The following is an 18,349-nucleotide window of genomic DNA, read 5'->3' on the forward strand; positions in this document are numbered from 1 at the left end:
TGAACGACCTGAACGCACGTCTTAGACGTGCGTTTTTACTGCTTTTTAGACTGCCGTGTGGCAGCGATTGATTAAAGGAATCCCCATGAACTGGACTGTATCCCCTGCTGAGGTTTTTGCCGCATCACCGGTTGTTCCTGTAATGGTTATCAACAAGGTGGAAGACGCTGTTCCTATGGCCAAAGCACTGGCTGATGGCGGGATCACCGTATTCGAAGTTACCCTGCGTACTGATGCTGCTCTGGAAGCTATCCGCGCGATTGCCGATGCAATGCCAGAAGCGATGATCGGTGCCGGTACCGTAATCAATCCAGAACAATATGATGCTGCGGTTGCCGCGGGTGCCAAGTTTGTTATCAGCCCAGGGTTCACCCACGAGCTGCTGGCGCACGCGAAAAAGCACAGCACGGCGCTGATCCCTGGTGTTGCAACGCCTTCTGAAGTGATGCAAGCGCTGGCTCAAGGCTATACTCACCTGAAATTCTTCCCAGCTGAAGCCAATGGCGGCGCAGCCGCGCTGAAATCTATCGCAGCGCCGCTGCCACAGATTCGTTTCTGCCCTACTGGCGGTATCAGCCCGAAAAACGTGCATGAGTACCTGTCTGCCAAGTGCGTAGCTACTGTGGGTGGCTCTTGGATGCTGCCAGCAGATCTGATTGCTGCCGGTGATTGGGCGGGCATTACGCGTCTGGCTGCTGACGCTGTAGCACTGGTGTCTAAAGCGTAATTGCTTTCACTCTTAATTTGAGAGCACTAGAAGCCTTAAAATCTAGCGTTCTAGCAAACAAGCATAAAAAATCCGGTCTAACGCTTTAGCGTGACCGGATTTTTTTATTTAGATGGCATAACAAGCATTACATGACTTGCGTCTCACCTGTGCGCACCAAACCATTACAGGCTTTCACCGGTTTCGAGGGTATAGCCTAAATCCAACACCGGCTCCGCAATGGCCACACGCTGCAATCGCGCTAACAGCATCTCTGCTGCGCGCTTGCCCATCTCTTTACGTGGCGTATGCACACTGGCCAAGCGCGGGACAATCGTCTGTCCGATATCGTGGCCGTGAAAACCGGCAATGGCGATATCTTGCGGAATACGAATGCCTAAACGTTGGCAGGCAAAGATAGCCCCAACCGCCAAGTCATCGTTGGTACAAAAAATGCCATCGGTTTCAGGATAACGCCGACGCGTTTCTTCCAACAATTCAGCCCCAAGCGAGTAAGACGAAGCGGCCTCCGTCATCACCTGACGCGGTGTCAGCCCATACGCTTGCATGGCTTGGCTGTAGCCTTCCAGACGCTGCTGGGTACGCACGTCCATCCGCGCGCCAAGGTAAACAATGTTGCGGTAACCTTTTTCCAACATCAAAGTGGTCATAGCACAACCAGCTGCCACATTATCCAGCCCGACCGCCAATTCAATGCACGGCGAACGGGTATCCATGATTTCCACCACCGGCACTCCAGCCGTTTCAATCATCTTCAACGTGCGCGGCGTGTGGTAGCTTTCGGAGAGGATCAGCCCATCTACGTTATAAGACAGTAACGATGCAATACGTTGCTCCTCCATTTGAGGGCTATACCCGTAGTGCGCCAACATGGTTTGGTAACCGCGATCTTCCGTGACCGACTCGATGCCACGCAATACCTCAGCAAATACTTGGTTGGTCAAGGAGGGTAATAAGATCCCTATCGCCTGACTTTTTGCGTTAGATAAAATATCCGGAGCTCGGTTAGGAATATAGCCGAGCGTATCCAACGCACGGGCTATTTTGCTCTGCACCGAAGCAGAAACTTGCGACGGATCTCGCATATAACGGCTGACCGTCATTTTAGTTACGCCGACGATGTCAGCTACGTCCTGTAATGTTGGGCGTTTTTTCTTCATTTTACCGCGAAAATAGCTGTAATGTTACCTGTAACATAGCACATTTTATCGTATTTACCCAGCGCTTCAGATGTGACTCATCACGTAAAAAATGGAGAATAAACACCATCTTAATAACCATAAGAAGTGTGTTGGTATAAATCTGATAACAGCTGAATATAAGATTCTTCTGCTATTTACAAATCGGCTGCGTAATTGTTATTTACATTTGCAATTTACTTTAAGTATAAAAATAAGTTGCTCATAACATTTGTCTCTGACTATTATTAACAGCTCAACAAACAGCCTTTTAGCGCACATTACGATAACTTCACTGTTTATCGTTTACATTTTTCACAGAGGCATTTATATAACGCATCGTCATTATATAAAACTACGCTCAACCAATTGTTTTTATCCATTGGCAAATAAGTTAAATCTATTGAATGGATCGCAAAATTCAAATATGCAACTGGCACCACCGATAAGCAGGTGAAATACTATCCTCATTATTTTCATGGATAAGCCCTATGTTTTTTACTCTGATAGATAAAGCGACCGACGAGCGGGACGATGATATGCAGGAAAGAAGTTTCTATATCCCAGGCCGTGAAGTCCCTTTTTTTGATTCGAGAATCGATGACACGGTGCTGCTGGTCGAAGAGCCAGAAAAGGAACTGGAGATGATCATTGGAATCGAAAACATGCAGGGTAAAGTGTACCGTGAAATCACAGTGTACTCGTTCGATAATTTTTCTGACCTGATTGACCAGCTGGCCGGCATCAATTTGGTGGATGTGTTTCCCGCCACCTACTACACCCACAGCGGCTACGACAGCCGATTACGGCTGGCTCACTGAGCCGCCATTGGCAAGTATCGTGAATACTGGTGAATAGCAGCAAACAAATACAAGTATTGTTGCATAACAGTTTTGATATCCTGCCACATGACGAGTTCTGAATTTACCACAACCTATTAAGATGCAATTTTGAAATACGATTGTTAAGCAGCCTGTATTTCGAATCAAAAAATAAGACCCGCAATTCCCCGCATATTCTTACCACATCAATATTACATTAATGTGAATACACGTCTATTTCAGGTTATTCTCTGCCTCTTTTTATGAATAACAAAATAACCCCTCCATCCATCTATATCTCTATTTTCACGCTCATGTAGCAGCACTCTTTCTGTTCAGAAATTGCAGAGTGCTACTCATATGTTCTTTTTTCAGCCAAGATTTACGCTACGCGGAAAACCCTTTAAGCGCGATGCAACTGCCAATGGCCGGGAAAAAAGTGATGCACCGGACCATGCCCTCGACCGACTCGCAACAGATCAGCATGGGCTAACGCAGCACTGATATAGTCTTTTGCCTGCGCAACTGCTTGTGCTAACGGATAACCCTGCGCCAAATAGGACGCTATCGCTGCCGACAATGTACAACCCGTTCCGTGGGTATTACGGGTTAGGATGCGCGGTGCATGAAAATACGCAGACTCTGCAGCAGTGATCAGCACATCATCACTGTGGTTTTCATCGGTCAGATGGCCGCCTTTAAGCAATACCGCGGCAGTACCTAATGTGGTACTTAGCGCGCGTAATTCTTCAATCATAGCGGCCATATCAGACTCAGACGCCTGCGATACGCGTGGATGATGCCCAACCGCGTGGCCAATCAATACTGCCGCCTCGGGTAAGTTAGGAGTAATAATATCCGCCAGTGGCAACAATTTTTCTTTCAATGCGCTAATCGCTTGCGGCTCTAACAACACATCTCCGCTGGTCGCCACCATCACTGGATCCAACACGATATGCGCCGGTCGATAACGTTGCAGACCTTGTGCCACAGCGTCAATGATCTCGGCGTTTCCCAACATACCGATTTTTACCGCCACAATGTTTAAATCAGAAAACACGGCATCGAGCTGCGCCGTAATACCTTTCGCTGATACGGGAAAGACACCGCTGACGCCTAAGGTATTTTGGGCTGTAATTGCCGTAATAACCGAGCAAGCATAACTGCCAGTAGCAGAAATCGCTTTGATGTCGGCTTGGATCCCCGCCCCGCCGCTGCTGTCAGAGCCGGCAATAGTTAGCACAATCGGAACATCCGCCGCGGAGGGCATCGTCTGTTCTGCCGATTTAGGTCGTGCCTTGGCTGATGGCGTATCCAGTACGGCATCTGAGGAGGAAAAGTGGTGTGTCGAACAAGGCATATTGGCTCCTGTAATTCGACGGCAGGAACCTTATCTTGCAGACTTGCGTGTGATAGTGGGAATGTCATGACTGGCAGCCAGTATTAGCTGCCGATGCCAGACTCCACTTCTGCCTAATGAGTTGCCGAAATGGGTTCACCTATACGGCATTGAACCTGCGACATGGAGCCTCAGAGGCAGAGATGCAAGATGCGGATAGTTCCCTACGTCAGTACAAACTGAATCAGGTTCTACGGGTCTCGCATACGCGATCTCAGCCTCGCGATGACGTCATAGCTTGCAGCCTTGCGTCACACCGAGGTTCCCCGACTATTCTCAGATGACAGCATAGCAATAGTGAGACAGACAACACCAGCGGAATATTCAGACGATTAAAGTAATCGCTGACGCACAACAGAGCAAAAAACAAACAATTAAGACATGCCAAACTCATATTTGTATTATAATTGAGCATTCAACACCTATATTGACGATATCTTCTTAATATTACGCCCCCTTTGTCGCCATACAAATGGACATAGTAATCGTGACAGCATCACGATTATCATTTTGCGCTCGCTGCTGCGCAAATAACGAACAAAGGAAAACCTGAACTGATATGCTTAAAAAAATGTCCATCATACAAAAAGTTGTAGCAGCTTTTTCTCTCCTGTTTGTTGTCATGCTCATCATGAGATTTTCCTCTGCTCATGAATTGCGCTATATGTACAATCAAACACAAAACATGACTAAAAACTCAATCCCTGCGCTAAATGATACATCGCATATTCAAATTTCAATTGGCGAAGCACGGCGTTTACAGTTAAGTATGCTTTTAGCCGCGCTGGATAGTAATACCGAACGCTTAAACGACAACATTCGTGAGTTTGAAATAGAAAAAAACGAATTCTATAAAGCCATGGATGAGTACAAATCTTTAGGTAATCATTCTGCACAAGCGCTTAGCTTGTATAACAAGATCAATGAATCAGCGACTATCTTTTTTAAGCTTCATGATCAACTACAGCAAGCTTTGTTGAGCAACAACATTCCCTTAGCAAATCAGCTAAGAAACATGCCGGCGCGTCGACAGGCAATCAGTGATGTATCGAACTACTCTGAGCAGCTTAAACAAAGGAATGAAAACTTTACGCATCGCCTAAGTGCTGAATTTACTAACACATATGATTACTCAATCAACTTAAGTATTATCGTTACCTTAATCGTCTTTTTCATTTTCGCCGCAATCACCTTGATGATCACTAAAAGTATCAAAAATCCACTGAGTATTTTAATGGAGCAAATTGATAAAGTATCTAAAGGGGATCTGATCGAAAAAATAGATCTGACTAAGTTTAATAAAGACGAGTTTGGTCTTTTAGCTAAAGGTGTGGCAAGCATGCAGAATAACTTGCACAATTTAGTGAACAACATTTCTAACTCTATCTCTCAGCTCACATCAGCCTCAGAGGAGCTTAGCCAAGTTGCGACTCTTTCAGCAGAGAACATGACTCGCCAAAAAGATGAGTTAAACCAACTGTCGACGGCAATGACGGAGATGCAATCCACGGTTCAAGAAGTTGCTCGTAACACCAATGACGCAGCAAATTCGGCCAATCAAGCCAATGAGCAGACATCTGCGGGTACAGATACCGTTCGCACGTCTATCGAGAGCATCAATAAAGTTGCCACATCCATTGAAGAAACCGCGGAATCTATCCACCAGCTAGATAATGATAGCCGTAGCATTGAAGTGGTTATTGAAGTAATTCGCGATATCGCCGAACAAACTAACTTATTGGCATTAAATGCGGCCATTGAAGCGGCTCGAGCGGGTGAACAAGGTCGTGGATTTGCCGTTGTAGCGGATGAAGTCAGAACCTTGGCTAAACGGACCCAAGATTCAACCAGCCAAATTAATGAGATTATTTTAAAGCTCCAACATCGCGCTAAAAAATCATCCGAGACCATGAAGCAAAGCCAAGAGATGATGCAATATACTGTCAACATCTCCAATAATGTGGGCACACTCATTGATGATGTTAGCAAAGCCATTGCCGAAATCTCGCAAACAAGCATTCAAATAGCTACGGCTACTGAGCAGCAAGGTTCAGTTACCGAGGATTTAAACAAAAATATTCTTAATATTAATGCTGCATCGGAAGAGGTTTCCAACGGCGCAAATCAGATGGCAAGCTCTAGCCGAATACTGATGGATTTGTCTTATCAGTTACAAACGCTGATTCAAAATTTTCGGTTAAATTAACTTTTATTCAATAGCCATTAATTTAGCTATCACATTCAAGATCGTCACCAATAAACGATAGTGCGCTAAGTATAAAGAATGAATGTTATGTCATAACTTTACTATGCATCGCTCATAATATGGCAGGATCAAAAAAGGGCTCATACGAGCCCTTTTCTCTGTCACATTAACCGCAACAATATCTGCGAATTATGCTTTAGCGCACTATTACGCTTTATCACACTGCTCGACGATATCACGCGCAACGGCTTCGGCCACTTTGATGCCATCAATACCCGCCGACAAAATACCCCCCGCGTAGCCCGCGCCTTCCCCTGCTGGGTAAAAGCCTTTGAGGTTGATACTTTGGTAATCTTTACCGCGCTTGATGCACACCGGAGAGGAGGTACGCGTTTCTACGCCTGTCAGCAGACCATCTTCAGAGGCAAAGCCTTTGATTTGACGATCGAAGGCCGGAATGGCTTCGCGGATGGCATCAATCGCAAATGCTGGCAACGCCTTAGAGAGATCGGTCAGCTTAATACCTGGGGTGAATGATGGCTGCACATCACCCAGTTCGCTCGGATCTCGCCCTTTCAGGAAATCACCAATTTTCTGCGCTGGCGCATCATAGTTTTCACCGCCTAGCTTATAGGCATTCGCTTCCAGCTCACGCTGTAGACGAATACCGGCCAGCGGATCGCCCGGATAATCTTGCTCAGGAGAAATCCCGACCACGATAGCACTGTTGGCATTACGCTCTGCGCGCGAGTATTGGCTCATGCCGTTGGTCACCACGCGGCCTTCTTCTGAGGTCGCCGCCACCACGGTGCCGCCTGGGCACATACAGAAGCTGTATACGGTGCGGCCATTTTTACAATGGTGCACCAGTTTATAATCTGCCGCGCCTAACAGTGGATGACCGGCATTTTTGCCAAAACGCGCTTCATCAATCATGGATTGCTTGTGCTCAATACGGAAACCGACCGAGAACGGTTTGGCTTCCATATACACGCCGCGCTCGTGCAGCATCTCAAAGGTATCGCGTGCACTGTGGCCGACCGCCAGCACCACATGGCGCGATTTGATCTCTTCGCCATTGGACAAAGTCACACCGGTGATTTGTCCATCTTCAATATGGATGTCATCCACCCGAGTGCTAAAGCGAATTTCGCCGCCCAATTCGATAATTTTGGCGCGCATTTTTTCAATCATGGTCACCAGTTTAAAGGTGCCGATATGCGGCTTGCTCACATAGAGTATTTCTTCTGGTGCGCCAGCTTCCACAAATTCAGTGACCACTTTACGGCCATAGAAATTAGGGTCTTTAACTTGGCTATACAGCTTGCCATCAGAGAACGTACCCGCGCCGCCCTCACCAAACTGCACGTTAGACTCAGGGTTGAGGGTACGTTTACGCCAAAAACCGAAGGTATCTTTAGTGCGCTCACGCACTTCTTTACCACGCTCTACGATAATCGGCTTAAAGCCCATTTGAGCCAGCACTAACGCGGCAAACAGACCACAAGGCCCAAAACCAATAACCAACGGACGCTCTTGCAAATTTGCAGGCGCTTGTGCCACAAATTTATAAGACATATCTGGGGTTGGGCGTACGTGCTGATCTTTTTCGAATTTAGCCAGCAGTTTTTCGGCATTGGCAACCTCAACATCCACGGTATAAATCAGTTGGATATCGTTTTTCTTACGAGCATCATAGCCACGTTTAAACACGTTGAAAGAGATCACTTGCTGGGCTGGGATTTTCAACTTTGCCGCAATAGCGTCAAGTAGCGCACCGTCCTCATGATTGAGAGGCAGCTTAATTTCAGTTAAACGTATCATGGAATGTCTCGTGGATAAGAGGTGTCTTAGCCGGAACACGGCGTGTGGCGGCTCACAATGGCGCGCATTTTACGAGAATTCGCATTCACTGTCATACTAAAACTGGGATTGCTGCGCAAATCGGCGCTGACACGGCGTACACAAGCAATAACAAGGCCTTTGTTGAATTTTGGCCGCAGCGCAGTATCATCCCCATTCTTGATTTTTCGCACACGCCACTCAACGCCTGAACGTGTGCAAAACCGCAAACTAGATTAGAGCGAACTGTCATGGCTTTTGTCGTCACCGATAACTGTATCCAATGTAAATACACCGACTGTGTAGCGGTATGCCCTGCCGATGCGTTTCATGAAGGGCCAAATTTTATGGTGATTAACCCTATCGAGTGCATCGACTGCGGGTTATGCGTATCAGAATGTACGGCACAAGCGATTTTTCAAGAAGACGAGCTGGTAGGCGACCAACGGATCTTTATCGAGCTGAATGCCGAGTTAGCTGAATATTGGCCTAATCTGACGGAAGTCAAAGCACCAATGGACGACGCCGCAAAGTGGGATGGCGTACCCAACAAGCTAGATATGTTGGAAAGATAAAACAAAAAACGTCGGATTATCCGACGCTTTTTTTTGTTATGACGACACGCAATCACTATTAGCCGTGCAGACGGCGAATATTGTCCAAAATAATTCCGGTGGCCATCGCGACATTCAGTGATTCTGCGCCGCCAAAGGCGGGAATGGTCACTTTATCCGTCACATACTGCGCCGCTTGTTCACGAATGCCGTGTGACTCACTGCCCATCAGCAAAATCCCTTCGGCTTTAAATGCGGTTTTATGTACGCTCTCGCCTTCTAAGAACGCCCCATACACCGGCAAGTTCGCCTTGGCTAGATAGTCAGGTAAATCCACCAGAGTCACTTGAACGCGGCCAAAGCTCCCCATTGTCGCGCTGATGGTTTTCGGGTTATACGGATCAGCACAGTCATGGCTAGCCACAATATGTTTGATGCCATACCAGTCAGCAACACGGATAATAGTTCCCAAGTTACCGGGATCGGAGACTCCATCTAAGGCAATCATCAGACCTTGCGCTTGCGGTACGTTGGTTTGCGGGATCTCAACCACCGCGATAGCGGCATTGTTACTTACCAGCGTGCTGGCTTTGGTAAGGTCATCTTGCGACGTGGGAATGCATTCATACTGCACTAAGGTCGCCACATGCTGCTCTAAAAACTCAGGGGTAGCAAAGATCTGCTTGACGGTGAGCGAGCTATTAACCAACTCCAAGACGTTTTTCTCACCTTGAACCAGGAATAAGCCGTGTACCTTGCGCTGTTTCTTCTGCCCTAAAGCACGAAGCAATTTGAGTTGGTTTTTCGAAATCATTCTGTTATCCCAGATAAAAGCGGGGAAATTATAGTGCAAAGCCCCTACTAATACCATGCACGCAACGCTGCTTTGGCTAGTCTGACTTGGTCTTGGCCAGCACAAAACGTCGGCCTAGCCTTGCCCTGTTACCGCTCTCAAGCGGCACACCTTAGTTGATTCCGTTGGCGATTGATATTTGGGCGTACTTTTGCCATGCTCCTGCCATCAACCTTTAGGGGAAAAGTAGTATGACAACGAAAACCTTAACACAACAAGAACAAGCGATAGCCGATGAACTCGCATTAGAGCGCGTACAAGCCTTAAACAGTGATGAATATCTGGTACAGGTTGTCGATGCTAAGATTCATCGACTGGAAAGTCATGTGAAAGCCTATTTTGAACAACGTTTTGCATTTCACAGCAAGCAACGCGATAACGATCAAGCTTGAAGGTAATGCGAGAGTCCACCTGCAACAATGCAGGTGGATTTATCTCTTGCTCATCGGATACCGGATACCCAAGCTCAGCGACTAAAGGTTATTTCCTGCCTATCCTCTTTCATCCTACGCTCATTATTCCAGCGGGTCCTGACAGCACATACACTACGTAAGTAAGTACACTTTACCGACCGGATCGCGATTTTAACTTTAATGCTCATCCACTCATCAGCACCGTGCTGCGTACCTCTTGCATTCGCAATACTTTCTTGCCCCTTACAACTACAACACAAAAGGATTACGCAAAATACTCGCAGCATATGCATTCAGTAGTTGGTAACGGGAAAGATATTCAGAAAAGTGAATAAAGCAAAAAATCATTTTAGGAAACATTTTCGGAAAATAACCGGAGTGGTTAATTTAGAGCGACATTATGATTGATTGGAATATGGTTAATTTTGCGGCTTTAGATGGGATGCTTTGGCGTGACGCGCGTAACTTACTGATTTTTAGATACAAAAAAACCACCTCTCGGTGGTTGATTTGTTGTTCAGCGTTCGGAGCTGAACTGCTTTGCATGGTACCCGGAGCGGGACTTGAACCCGCACAGCCAGAAGCCGAGGGATTTTAAATCCCTTGTGTCTACCGATTCCACCATCCGGGCCTTGCAAAGGCACCCGTTAGGGTTTTGGAGGCGCGTTCCGGAGTCGAACCGGACTAGGCGGATTTGCAATCCGCTACATAACCGCTTTGTTAACGCGCCAATTTGTTATTACCACGCATTCATGCCTGATAATGTTGTTCTGGAGCGGGAAACGAGACTCGAACTCGCGACCCCGACCTTGGCAAGGTCGTGCTCTACCAACTGAGCTATTCCCGCAATCTGATTTCTGATGAAGCGTTAACTCACAACCTAAAAGGTTTCTCGTTAATTCGTCTTCGTCGTCATCCGATGCGTTGCATTCTACTGATTCAGGCAGGTGAGTCAACAGATTTTCTTTTAATTCAACTCGTTCGGTGATTTTTTGATCCGATTGCTCTGTAAAGCGCCATTGGTCATATTTTCTGGATAACCAAAGGTCTACGCCAATACCGGGCCAATACCGGCTCAAAGCGCTGCTCGACAGAAAAAACGATGGGCTCCGTAAACCACTCGCCATGAAAACATGGGTGTCTAGAAACATGCGCTCATAAAAACAGAAAAGGCGCTGAGTACAGCGCCTTTTACACAAGATCAAATACACAATCTCGCTCGAACTTATCTGGTCGTCTCTCGTTACCAGTCGGCTTAGGCCATCAAATCAGACCACGCTGCCTTCAGATACTGGAACATAGACCAGAAGGTCAGTACCGCGGCCACATACAGCGCAATCATACCGACAATCACCGCCACTTCGGTTGGACGCCACAGCAAAGCCACCAGCGCAAACATCTGAGCCGCGGTTTTGAACTTCCCCCACCACGACACCGCCACACTGTTACGCTTACCCAGTTCGGCCATCCACTCACGTAAAGCACTGATGATGATCTCACGAGCAATCATAGTTGCCGCCGGTAACGTCACCCAAACTGTGTGGTAATGCTCAACCACCAACGCCAACGCCACAGCAACCATCACTTTATCAGCCACCGGATCAAGGAAAGCACCGAAACGGGTAGTTTGCTTGAGCTGGCGGGCCAAGAAGCCATCAAACCAGTCTGTCACTGCGGCGATCACGAAGATCAGTGCACACACCGCCGGCGCCCACTGAAAAGGCAAGTAGAAAGCAACAACAAAGAAAGGGATTAGAACTACGCGAAACAGTGTCAGCCAAGTCGGAATATTAAATTGCATAATTTTATGGGCTTTTGTCATGTGGTAAGCGGCTGACTGATATGGTGCTACAAGCCGCTCAGTGTTTCAACGCAAGAAAGATCTTTTCTGCTAAATTTGCTGAAATTCCCGGAACCTGGGCAATTTCTTCCATGCTCGCATTCTTCAGTGCCTGCAAACCGCCCATGTATTTGAGCAGTGCTTGGCGCCGTTTCGGCCCAATGCCTTCAATGTCCTCGAGCGAGCTGCTGGTGCGCACTTTCGCACGTTTTTTGCGATGGCCAGTAATAGCATGGTTATGGGATTCATCACGAATATGCTGAATAACATGCAATGCGGGAGAATCAGGCGGCAATGACAGCTCGCGATTCCCTTCATCGGCTAGAATTAACGTCTCCAGCCCGGCTTTGCGATCTGCGCCTTTCGCCACCCCAATGAGACGCGGATGGTGTTTATCCCACTCCACGTTCAGCTCGGCAAAAATCTGTACCGCCTTTCCCAGTTGGCCTTTACCACCATCAATAAAGATGATGTCCGGCACTTTATCTGGCATCAGCGCTTTGCTGTAGCGGCGACGCAGCACTTGCTCCATCGCAGCATAATCATCGCCGGGCGTGATGCCGGTAATGTTGTAACGTCGATAATCGGCTTTCAGCGGGCCATTACTATCAAACACTACGCAGGAAGCTACGGTCTGCTCTCCCATCGTGTGGCTAATGTCAAAGCACTCCATGCGCCGAATCGGCGGCAACCCCAGCTGTTCGGCCAGTAAACGCAAACGATGATGGATGGTGCTTTGCTGAGATAATTTGGTCATCAGCGCCGTATGTGCGTTCGTGCGCGCCAATTTTAGGTAACGGGCGCGTTCGCCGCGCGGCCGATCTTGAATTTGAATGCGCCGTCCAGCCAGTTCACTGATGGAATCACTGAGCACCGTTTTATCTGCCAAACGGTAATCCAGCAGAATTTCATTCGGTAAGGTACGCGACTCGTGGGCCTGCAGATAAAACTGGCCTAAGAAGGTTTCTACCACCTCAGCCAATTCGGTATCGGCCGGCACTTTCGGGAAGTAACTGCGGCTGCCCTGCACTTTTCCCTGTCGTAAAAACAGCGTGTACACGCAGGCCATCCCCGCATCATAGGCAACACTGACCACATCCAGATCTTCACTGTCACCGGAGATAAACTGCTTTTCGGTGACTTTACGTACCGCTTGGATTTGATCGCGCAAACGAGCGGCAGTTTCAAACTCCAAGGCACGACTGGCCGCTTCCATTCGATTCACCAGTCCTTCAATCACTTGCTGATCTTTGCCCTGCAAAAACAGACGAACATCATCCACACATTGCTGATATTCCGCATCACTCACCAAGCCCTTCACACACGGGCCTAAACAGCGGCCAATCTGGTACTGCAGACAAGGTCTAGAGCGATTGTTGTAAAAGCTGTCTTCGCACTGACGTAACGGGAAAATGCGCTGCATCAGCGCCAAAGTTTCGCGTACTGAGGATGAGCTCGGGAATGGGCCAAAATACTCGCCTTTGGCGTGCTTAGCTCCACGGTACATGCTCACGCGGGGATGGATATGCGCGCTCAGCAAAATGTACGGGTAGGATTTGTCATCACGCAGCAGCACGTTGTAGCGCGGCTGGTAACGTTGGATGTAGTTGTGCTCTAGCAGTAACGCTTCGGTTTCTGTGTGGGTAACCGTCACATCAATAGAGGCAATCGCACTGACCAGCGCTTCGGTTTTCTTGCTGGGAAGATTGGCACGAAAGTAGCTGGACAGCCGTTTTTTCAGATCTTTGGCTTTACCGACATAAATGACAGTACCGGATGCATCATACATCCGGTATACGCCGGGCTGCGTACTGACGGTTTTCAGAAAACTCTTGGCATCAAACACACAACGACTAGACACACCACTACAACTTTTCTGATTTCAACATGCCATGTCGAATAGCTAGGTGCGTTAACTCCACGTCACCATTGATATTCAGCTTGCTGAACATCCGGTAGCGGTAGCTGTTAACCGTTTTCGGACTCAGGCTAAGCTGTTCTGAAATTTCGTTAACTTTCTGCCCTTTGGTGATCATCATCATGATCTGCAGTTCACGCTCTGATAGCGATGCGAACGGATTATCAGAATCCGGCATCACCTGACTCAGGGCCATCTGCTGGGCAATGTCTAATGCAATATAGCGCTGTCCGGCACAGACAGTACGTATTGCATTAACCATCTCTTGAGGTGCAGTACCTTTACTGAGATAACCAGCCGCGCCCGCCTGCATTACCTTGGCAGGTAGCGGGTTCTCAGTATGCACGGTCAGGACAATGATTTTAATGTCCGGATTGTAACGCAACATTTTGCGGGTTGCTTCCAGACCGCCAATCCCCGGCATGTTCATGTCCATCAGCACCACATCCGCGTTATTGGTACGGCACCATTTTACGGCATCTTCGCCACAATGAGCCTCTCCGACAACTTTGATGCCTTTTACATCATCCAAAATGCGACGGATCCCTGCGCGCACCAGTTCGTGATCATCAACCAGAAAAACACTAATCAAGCGACCATCTCCAAAAGGTGAGGTGACTCTGCGACGTTTTATGCAGAATAAATTGGCATATTACTTGGTTTGAGATGAATAGAGAATAGCTAGCGGAATAAATACGTGACAATCATTATTGTTTTGAATTTTTTGTGATAAATCACACTGTAAAACCGTGCGACACGCCGTAATCAGGACTGTATAAAACAGTGTGTATCACTATTATGCATCACCTGTCACAGTAAAAATATTATGATTATGCTGCATCATTATTGGTAATAATTCCCTGTTTCAACACCTGCATGCTTCATGCTGCGTTGGCGATAATGATAAACCAGACAGATAATCACGAAACCGGTGCTGTATGCCACTAAATCCCACCAGTCAAAATGACTGCCAATAACAATTCTTGCCAGACGATATTGCCCCAGCCCGAGCAGATCAACCAAGCCAAACCTCTGTCCTAATTCGATGAGATACGCAAACAGTAATACTAAAACAGCTAATGGTATTACGGGCATTCGTAGCACCGAACGTACAGCGCAAAATAGGAGCAAAACAACCAGCACATCCCCCGCAAAGCCGCGGATAAAGCCACTGTGGCTGTAACGAGTAATCAGCACTTCGATAATAAACAGCGCCGCGGTCAGTAAAAGAAACAGCCAATTTACGCCCAATACACGCGGGGATTCCTTATTCACTAACATAGGTAACATCCTGTTTAAAATCTCTAAGCGAAAACAACGTTGCGTTATATGCTGAGCAATAACTCAGATCATGCAGATGTCTAATACTCCGTACAAATTCTCATCAGAGAACATGTTCACCATAGCAAAGTGACCCGCGCAACATGCCACTAAAATAACATAGTGCTTAAATAACATAGCACTTAAATAATATGGTCCTCAAATAGGGAGTTTAAATATCACCACTAAATAACCACTAAACAAGAATGATTAAGCTACATTTAGCGTTAGTAGTCATATGAAGGGCTGATGAAACCCATCACGCTGTAATTACTGCTTACTGAGTTCAAACTGAGAACGGGTTTATTAGGAAATACTTATCATCCCTATATATCATTACGCATTAACAATGATGCGCTGTGCAAATAACAAACAGTTGATTGTTTGTTTTGGCTTATCTACGTTAACAACGTATTTGTACGGTGAGACTGATTTTTCCAGTATCTGAGACAAATTTGAGTATTCAATCCTCTAACTCGCCCAACCCCACCACAGCACGGTGGGGTTTTCTTTTGGCTTTTGGCTTTTGGGCAAGTCATCGCGAAAACGCCCTCAATAAATCGCCTTCAATCACACATGCTAATACGCACTACGCGCACGCTGTCTTGTTGTCGCGTAATATCAATATGACATTACTTTCATCTGCTATTGGTGTTTCCCCGATAGTTACACTCAGCCAATGCATACATGTTCGTAAACAATTAAGGCATAGCCTAGCAACGGGGCGGTGACTATAACCGTCAGTAAAGTGTTAAAAGGAAAAGGTGGGATGAGCATGAAGGAAAAAATCGAAGCCTACGAAGGGCCTGCCGGTGGTTGGGGGGCGGTCAAAGCGGTGGCCGAAACACTGCGCAGCCAAATGAACATACACCACGATATCATCGCGCTGTTTGATATGAACAAACCAGAGGGATTTGATTGCCCTGGTTGCGCATGGCCCGATCCGAAGCACAGCGCCTCATTCGATGTCTGTGAAAACGGCGCCAAAGCCATGGCGTGGGAATCCACCAGCAAACGAGTCACGCCAGACTTTTTCGCGGCTCATCCGGTCACAGATCTCCTGAGTTGGTCTGACTTTGATCTGGAGAACAGTGGCCGGTTGACCCACCCGCTGAAATACAATCCCGCCAATGACTGCTATGAAGCCATTGACTGGCCACTGGCCTTTGCCGAAATCGGCGCCCTGATGCAACGCTATACCGATCCTAACGTGGTTGAGTTTTACACCTCAGGTCGCACCTCCAACGAAGCTGCCTTTTTGTATCAACTGTTTGCACGGGAATACGGCACAAACAACTTCCCTGACTGCTCCAACATGTGCCATGAGCCAACCAGCGTCGGCTTAGCCGCCAGCATTGGCGTTGGGAAAGGCACCGTATTGTTGGATGACTTTGATGTCTGTGACCTCATTATTTGCGTCGGCCACAACCCTGGCACAAACCACCCTCGGATGCTGACCTCGCTGCGAGCAGCTTCCCTGCGTGGCGCCAAAATCATCGCCATCAACCCACTACATGAGCGCGGGTTAGAGCGCTTCACCGCGCCACAAGAGCCGGTTGAAATGCTGACCGGCAAAGAAACCCAGCTAGCCAGCTCTTATTACAACGTGCGCATTGGCGGTGACATCGCCCTGCTAAAAGGTGTGATGCGTTTGCTGATTGAACGCCACGAAGCAGCCATTGCTGACGGCCAAGCCGGTATTCTGGATACCGATTTTATTCACGCCCATACACAAAACTACGACGCCCTACGCCAAGACGTACTGGCTACCGATTGGAAGGATATCGAGCGGATCTCAGGCCTAGATTTGGCCAAAATTAGCGATATTGCCGATTGCTACGCCCAAGCTGAGCGCACCATCATTTGCTATGGCATGGGGATCACCCAGCATCAGCATGGTACCCAAAACGTGCAGCAACTGGTGAACTTGCTACTGCTGAAAGGCAATATCGGCAAGCCAGGCGCCGGAATTTGCCCATTACGTGGCCACTCCAATGTTCAGGGTGACCGTACTGTCGGGATCACCGAAAAGCCCTCAGCGGCGTTTCTCAGCCGTTTACAGGCACGTTTTGGTTTTACTCCGCCAAGCCAATTTGGTCATGCCGCGGTTGCCAGCATGCAAGCGATTTGCCGCGGTGAAGCCAAAGGGATTATTTGCATGGGGGGGAACTTTGCCATCGCCATGCCGGGGCGCGCACAAACCGAGCATCCGATGCAGCAATTGGATTTCGCCGTGCACATTGCAACCAAACTCAACCGCTCGCACCTGCTCACCGCCAAAGCCAGTTATATTCTGCCGACACTCGGCCGCACTGAAATTGATATGCAAACCAGCGGCGCGCAGTCGGTGACCGTTGAAGACTCGATGTCGATGGTGCATGCCTCACGCGGCATGTTAAAACCCGCCTCCGCCGATTTAAAATCCGAGTGTGCCATTGTCGCCGGTTTAGCCAAAGCGGCGCTGCCGCACAGCGTGGTGGATTGGGATACGTTAATCAGTGATTACGATCATATCCGTGATGCCATGGAGATCGTGCTGCCCGATTTTCAGGATTTCAATCAACGTATCCGCCATCCGGGCGGTTTCCACCTGCCAAATGCCGCCGCCGCGCGGCGTTGGCTTACCGCATCGGGCAAAGCCAACTTTGTGCCTTGTGACGGCCTAATTGAAGATCCCGAATCTGCCTTTAACAGCGAACTGGTTCTGGCTACCGTGCGCAGCCACGATCAATACAACACCACCCTATACGGGATGGATGATCGCTATCGTGGCGTCTTTGGACAACGTGATGTGGTGTTTATCAGCCAAAATCAGGCAGATCGCAGCGGCGTGAAAGGCGGTGATCGGGTAAATCTGATCGCGCTCGCCCCTGATGGCAGCCAAACCGAGCGCCGGATGGATGGGCTGAAAGTGGTGATCTACCCAATGGCAGATAATTCACTGGCGACCTACTTCCCTGAGTCAAACCACATGTTGACGCTAGAAAGCTATGATAAAGCCAGCGGTATTCCGGCCTACAAGAGTATTCCAGTGGTATTAGAACTCAGTCAGGCACAATAACGGCGCTCGCCGCAAAGCACCACCGCAAACTCGTCGGCGTATAGGGCTCCTCTATCCGGCCTCTTCCCCTAGATGCGCAGCGCCAGTACGGTGCGCGCATCTTGTCTTTATTCTCTCATCATGGCACGTGATATTCCCTGTCGCGCGACTGTATACAGGATGGGTTCAGTAGAGGAGCATTTCGCTCCGAAAGTTGCGCGAGTTACGATAGATAGCC

Annotated in this window: 14 protein-coding genes, 3 tRNA genes and 1 riboswitch; of the genes, 6 read left to right on the plus strand and 11 right to left on the minus strand. The window is 48.1% G+C overall.

The window, feature by feature from the left end; genetic code table 11:
• The first annotated feature begins 85 nt into the window (after positions 1-85).
• Positions 86-727, plus strand: coding sequence for a bifunctional 4-hydroxy-2-oxoglutarate aldolase/2-dehydro-3-deoxy-phosphogluconate aldolase (locus LQ901_RS07645; RefSeq protein WP_047707696.1), 642 nt, complete (start codon positions 86-88; stop codon positions 725-727).
• A 164-nt stretch (positions 728-891) separates the two neighbouring features.
• Here the strand turns inward: LQ901_RS07645 and gntR are convergent, their stop codons facing one another.
• Positions 892-1,887, minus strand: a complete 996-nt coding sequence (gene gntR, locus LQ901_RS07650) for a gluconate operon transcriptional repressor GntR (RefSeq protein ID WP_064977557.1) — start codon at positions 1,885-1,887, stop codon at positions 892-894.
• A gap of 509 nt (positions 1,888-2,396) precedes the next feature.
• Here gntR and LQ901_RS07655 point away from each other — a divergent pair.
• On the plus strand, positions 2,397-2,726 hold the full coding sequence (locus LQ901_RS07655; RefSeq protein ID WP_010861860.1) for a hypothetical protein: 330 nt from the start codon (positions 2,397-2,399) through the stop codon (positions 2,724-2,726).
• 403 nt (positions 2,727-3,129) lie between these two features.
• Here the strand turns inward: LQ901_RS07655 and thiD are convergent, their stop codons facing one another.
• Positions 3,130-3,996, minus strand: a complete 867-nt coding sequence (gene thiD, locus LQ901_RS07660) for a bifunctional hydroxymethylpyrimidine kinase/phosphomethylpyrimidine kinase (RefSeq protein ID WP_064977556.1) — start codon at positions 3,994-3,996, stop codon at positions 3,130-3,132.
• Positions 3,997-4,269: 273 nt separating this feature from the next.
• Positions 4,270-4,404, minus strand: a riboswitch (TPP riboswitch).
• A 280-nt stretch (positions 4,405-4,684) separates the two neighbouring features.
• Between thiD and LQ901_RS07665 the strand changes: the two genes are divergently transcribed.
• Positions 4,685-6,331, plus strand: coding sequence for a methyl-accepting chemotaxis protein (locus LQ901_RS07665; protein WP_036768509.1), 1,647 nt, complete (start codon positions 4,685-4,687; stop codon positions 6,329-6,331).
• Between the two features lie 207 nt (positions 6,332-6,538).
• On the opposite strand, the gene LQ901_RS07670 is transcribed toward LQ901_RS07665, so the two are convergent.
• Positions 6,539-8,155: an NAD(P)/FAD-dependent oxidoreductase gene (locus LQ901_RS07670; RefSeq protein ID WP_010861864.1), complete on the minus strand. Its 1,617-nt coding sequence runs from the start codon at positions 8,153-8,155 to the stop codon at positions 6,539-6,541.
• Between the two features lie 269 nt (positions 8,156-8,424).
• Here LQ901_RS07670 and fdxA point away from each other — a divergent pair, with 269 nt between their 5' ends.
• The gene (gene fdxA / locus LQ901_RS07675) at positions 8,425-8,748 is read left to right on the plus strand and encodes a ferredoxin FdxA (protein ID WP_152135904.1); all 324 of its coding nucleotides are present in this window, start codon (positions 8,425-8,427) and stop codon (positions 8,746-8,748) included.
• 58 nt (positions 8,749-8,806) lie between these two features.
• On the opposite strand, the gene LQ901_RS07680 is transcribed toward fdxA, so the two are convergent.
• A complete protein-coding gene (locus LQ901_RS07680) occupies positions 8,807-9,541 on the minus strand; it encodes an RNA methyltransferase (RefSeq protein WP_152135905.1) in 735 nt (244 codons plus the stop codon).
• Positions 9,542-9,771: 230 nt separating this feature from the next.
• Here LQ901_RS07680 and LQ901_RS07685 point away from each other — a divergent pair, with 230 nt between their 5' ends.
• Positions 9,772-9,972 carry a hypothetical protein gene (locus tag LQ901_RS07685; protein ID WP_152135906.1) on the plus strand — a complete coding sequence of 67 codons (201 nt, stop codon included), beginning with the start codon at positions 9,772-9,774 and terminating at the stop codon, positions 9,970-9,972.
• A 566-nt stretch (positions 9,973-10,538) separates the two neighbouring features.
• Here the strand turns inward: LQ901_RS07685 and LQ901_RS07690 are convergent.
• The 7 genes from LQ901_RS07690 to LQ901_RS07720 all read right to left on the minus strand — a co-directional run bounded on the left by LQ901_RS07690 (position 10,539) and on the right by LQ901_RS07720 (position 15,032).
• Positions 10,539-10,624, minus strand: a tRNA-Leu gene (locus LQ901_RS07690).
• 25 nt (positions 10,625-10,649) lie between these two features.
• Positions 10,650-10,723: transfer RNA gene (locus LQ901_RS07695), tRNA-Cys, on the minus strand.
• A gap of 41 nt (positions 10,724-10,764) precedes the next feature.
• A tRNA-Gly gene (locus tag LQ901_RS07700) sits at positions 10,765-10,840 on the minus strand.
• A 408-nt stretch (positions 10,841-11,248) separates the two neighbouring features.
• Positions 11,249-11,794 carry a CDP-diacylglycerol--glycerol-3-phosphate 3-phosphatidyltransferase gene (pgsA, locus tag LQ901_RS07705; protein WP_010861868.1) on the minus strand — a complete coding sequence of 182 codons (546 nt, stop codon included), beginning with the start codon at positions 11,792-11,794 and terminating at the stop codon, positions 11,249-11,251.
• 58 nt (positions 11,795-11,852) lie between these two features.
• Positions 11,853-13,679, minus strand: a complete 1,827-nt coding sequence (uvrC, locus tag LQ901_RS07710; RefSeq protein WP_370586008.1) for an excinuclease ABC subunit UvrC — start codon at positions 13,677-13,679, stop codon at positions 11,853-11,855.
• Between the two features lie 19 nt (positions 13,680-13,698).
• On the minus strand, positions 13,699-14,343 hold the full coding sequence (gene uvrY, locus LQ901_RS07715) for a UvrY/SirA/GacA family response regulator transcription factor (protein ID WP_010861870.1): 645 nt from the start codon (positions 14,341-14,343) through the stop codon (positions 13,699-13,701).
• A 251-nt stretch (positions 14,344-14,594) separates the two neighbouring features.
• Positions 14,595-15,032, minus strand: coding sequence for a DUF2809 domain-containing protein (locus LQ901_RS07720; protein ID WP_152135912.1), 438 nt, complete (start codon positions 15,030-15,032; stop codon positions 14,595-14,597).
• Between the two features lie 814 nt (positions 15,033-15,846).
• Between LQ901_RS07720 and LQ901_RS07725 the strand changes: the two genes are divergently transcribed.
• Positions 15,847-18,132, plus strand: coding sequence for an FdhF/YdeP family oxidoreductase (locus LQ901_RS07725; RefSeq protein ID WP_233672127.1), 2,286 nt, complete (start codon positions 15,847-15,849; stop codon positions 18,130-18,132).
• Positions 18,133-18,349 lie beyond the last annotated feature (217 nt).

The sequence above is a fragment of the Plesiomonas sp. PI-19 genome (assembly GCF_021368255.1).
Taxonomy (GTDB): Bacteria; Pseudomonadota; Gammaproteobacteria; order Enterobacterales; family CAMTGL01; genus Plesiomonas; species Plesiomonas shigelloides.

Bases quoted from the DNA above. Each gene is read 5' to 3' on its own strand.
- LQ901_RS07670 (WP_010861864.1), bottom strand. From the start codon at position 8,155: ATGATACGTTTAACTGAAATTAAGCTGCCTCTCAATCATGAGGACGGT.
- fdxA (WP_152135904.1), top strand. From the start codon at position 8,425: ATGGCTTTTGTCGTCACCGATAACTGTATCCAATGTAAATACACCGAC.
- gntR (WP_064977557.1), bottom strand. From the start codon at position 1,887: ATGAAGAAAAAACGCCCAACATTACAGGACGTAGCTGACATCGTCGGC.
- LQ901_RS07725 (WP_233672127.1), top strand. From the start codon at position 15,847: ATGAAGGAAAAAATCGAAGCCTACGAAGGGCCTGCCGGTGGTTGGGGG.
- LQ901_RS07685 (WP_152135906.1), top strand. From the start codon at position 9,772: ATGACAACGAAAACCTTAACACAACAAGAACAAGCGATAGCCGATGAA.
- LQ901_RS07655 (WP_010861860.1), top strand. From the start codon at position 2,397: ATGTTTTTTACTCTGATAGATAAAGCGACCGACGAGCGGGACGATGAT.
- LQ901_RS07665 (WP_036768509.1), top strand. From the start codon at position 4,685: ATGCTTAAAAAAATGTCCATCATACAAAAAGTTGTAGCAGCTTTTTCT.
- thiD (WP_064977556.1), bottom strand. From the start codon at position 3,996: ATGCCCTCCGCGGCGGATGTTCCGATTGTGCTAACTATTGCCGGCTCT.
- LQ901_RS07645 (WP_047707696.1), top strand. From the start codon at position 86: ATGAACTGGACTGTATCCCCTGCTGAGGTTTTTGCCGCATCACCGGTT.
- pgsA (WP_010861868.1), bottom strand. From the start codon at position 11,794: ATGCAATTTAATATTCCGACTTGGCTGACACTGTTTCGCGTAGTTCTA.
- LQ901_RS07720 (WP_152135912.1), bottom strand. From the start codon at position 15,032: ATGTTAGTGAATAAGGAATCCCCGCGTGTATTGGGCGTAAATTGGCTG.
- LQ901_RS07680 (WP_152135905.1), bottom strand. From the start codon at position 9,541: ATGATTTCGAAAAACCAACTCAAATTGCTTCGTGCTTTAGGGCAGAAG.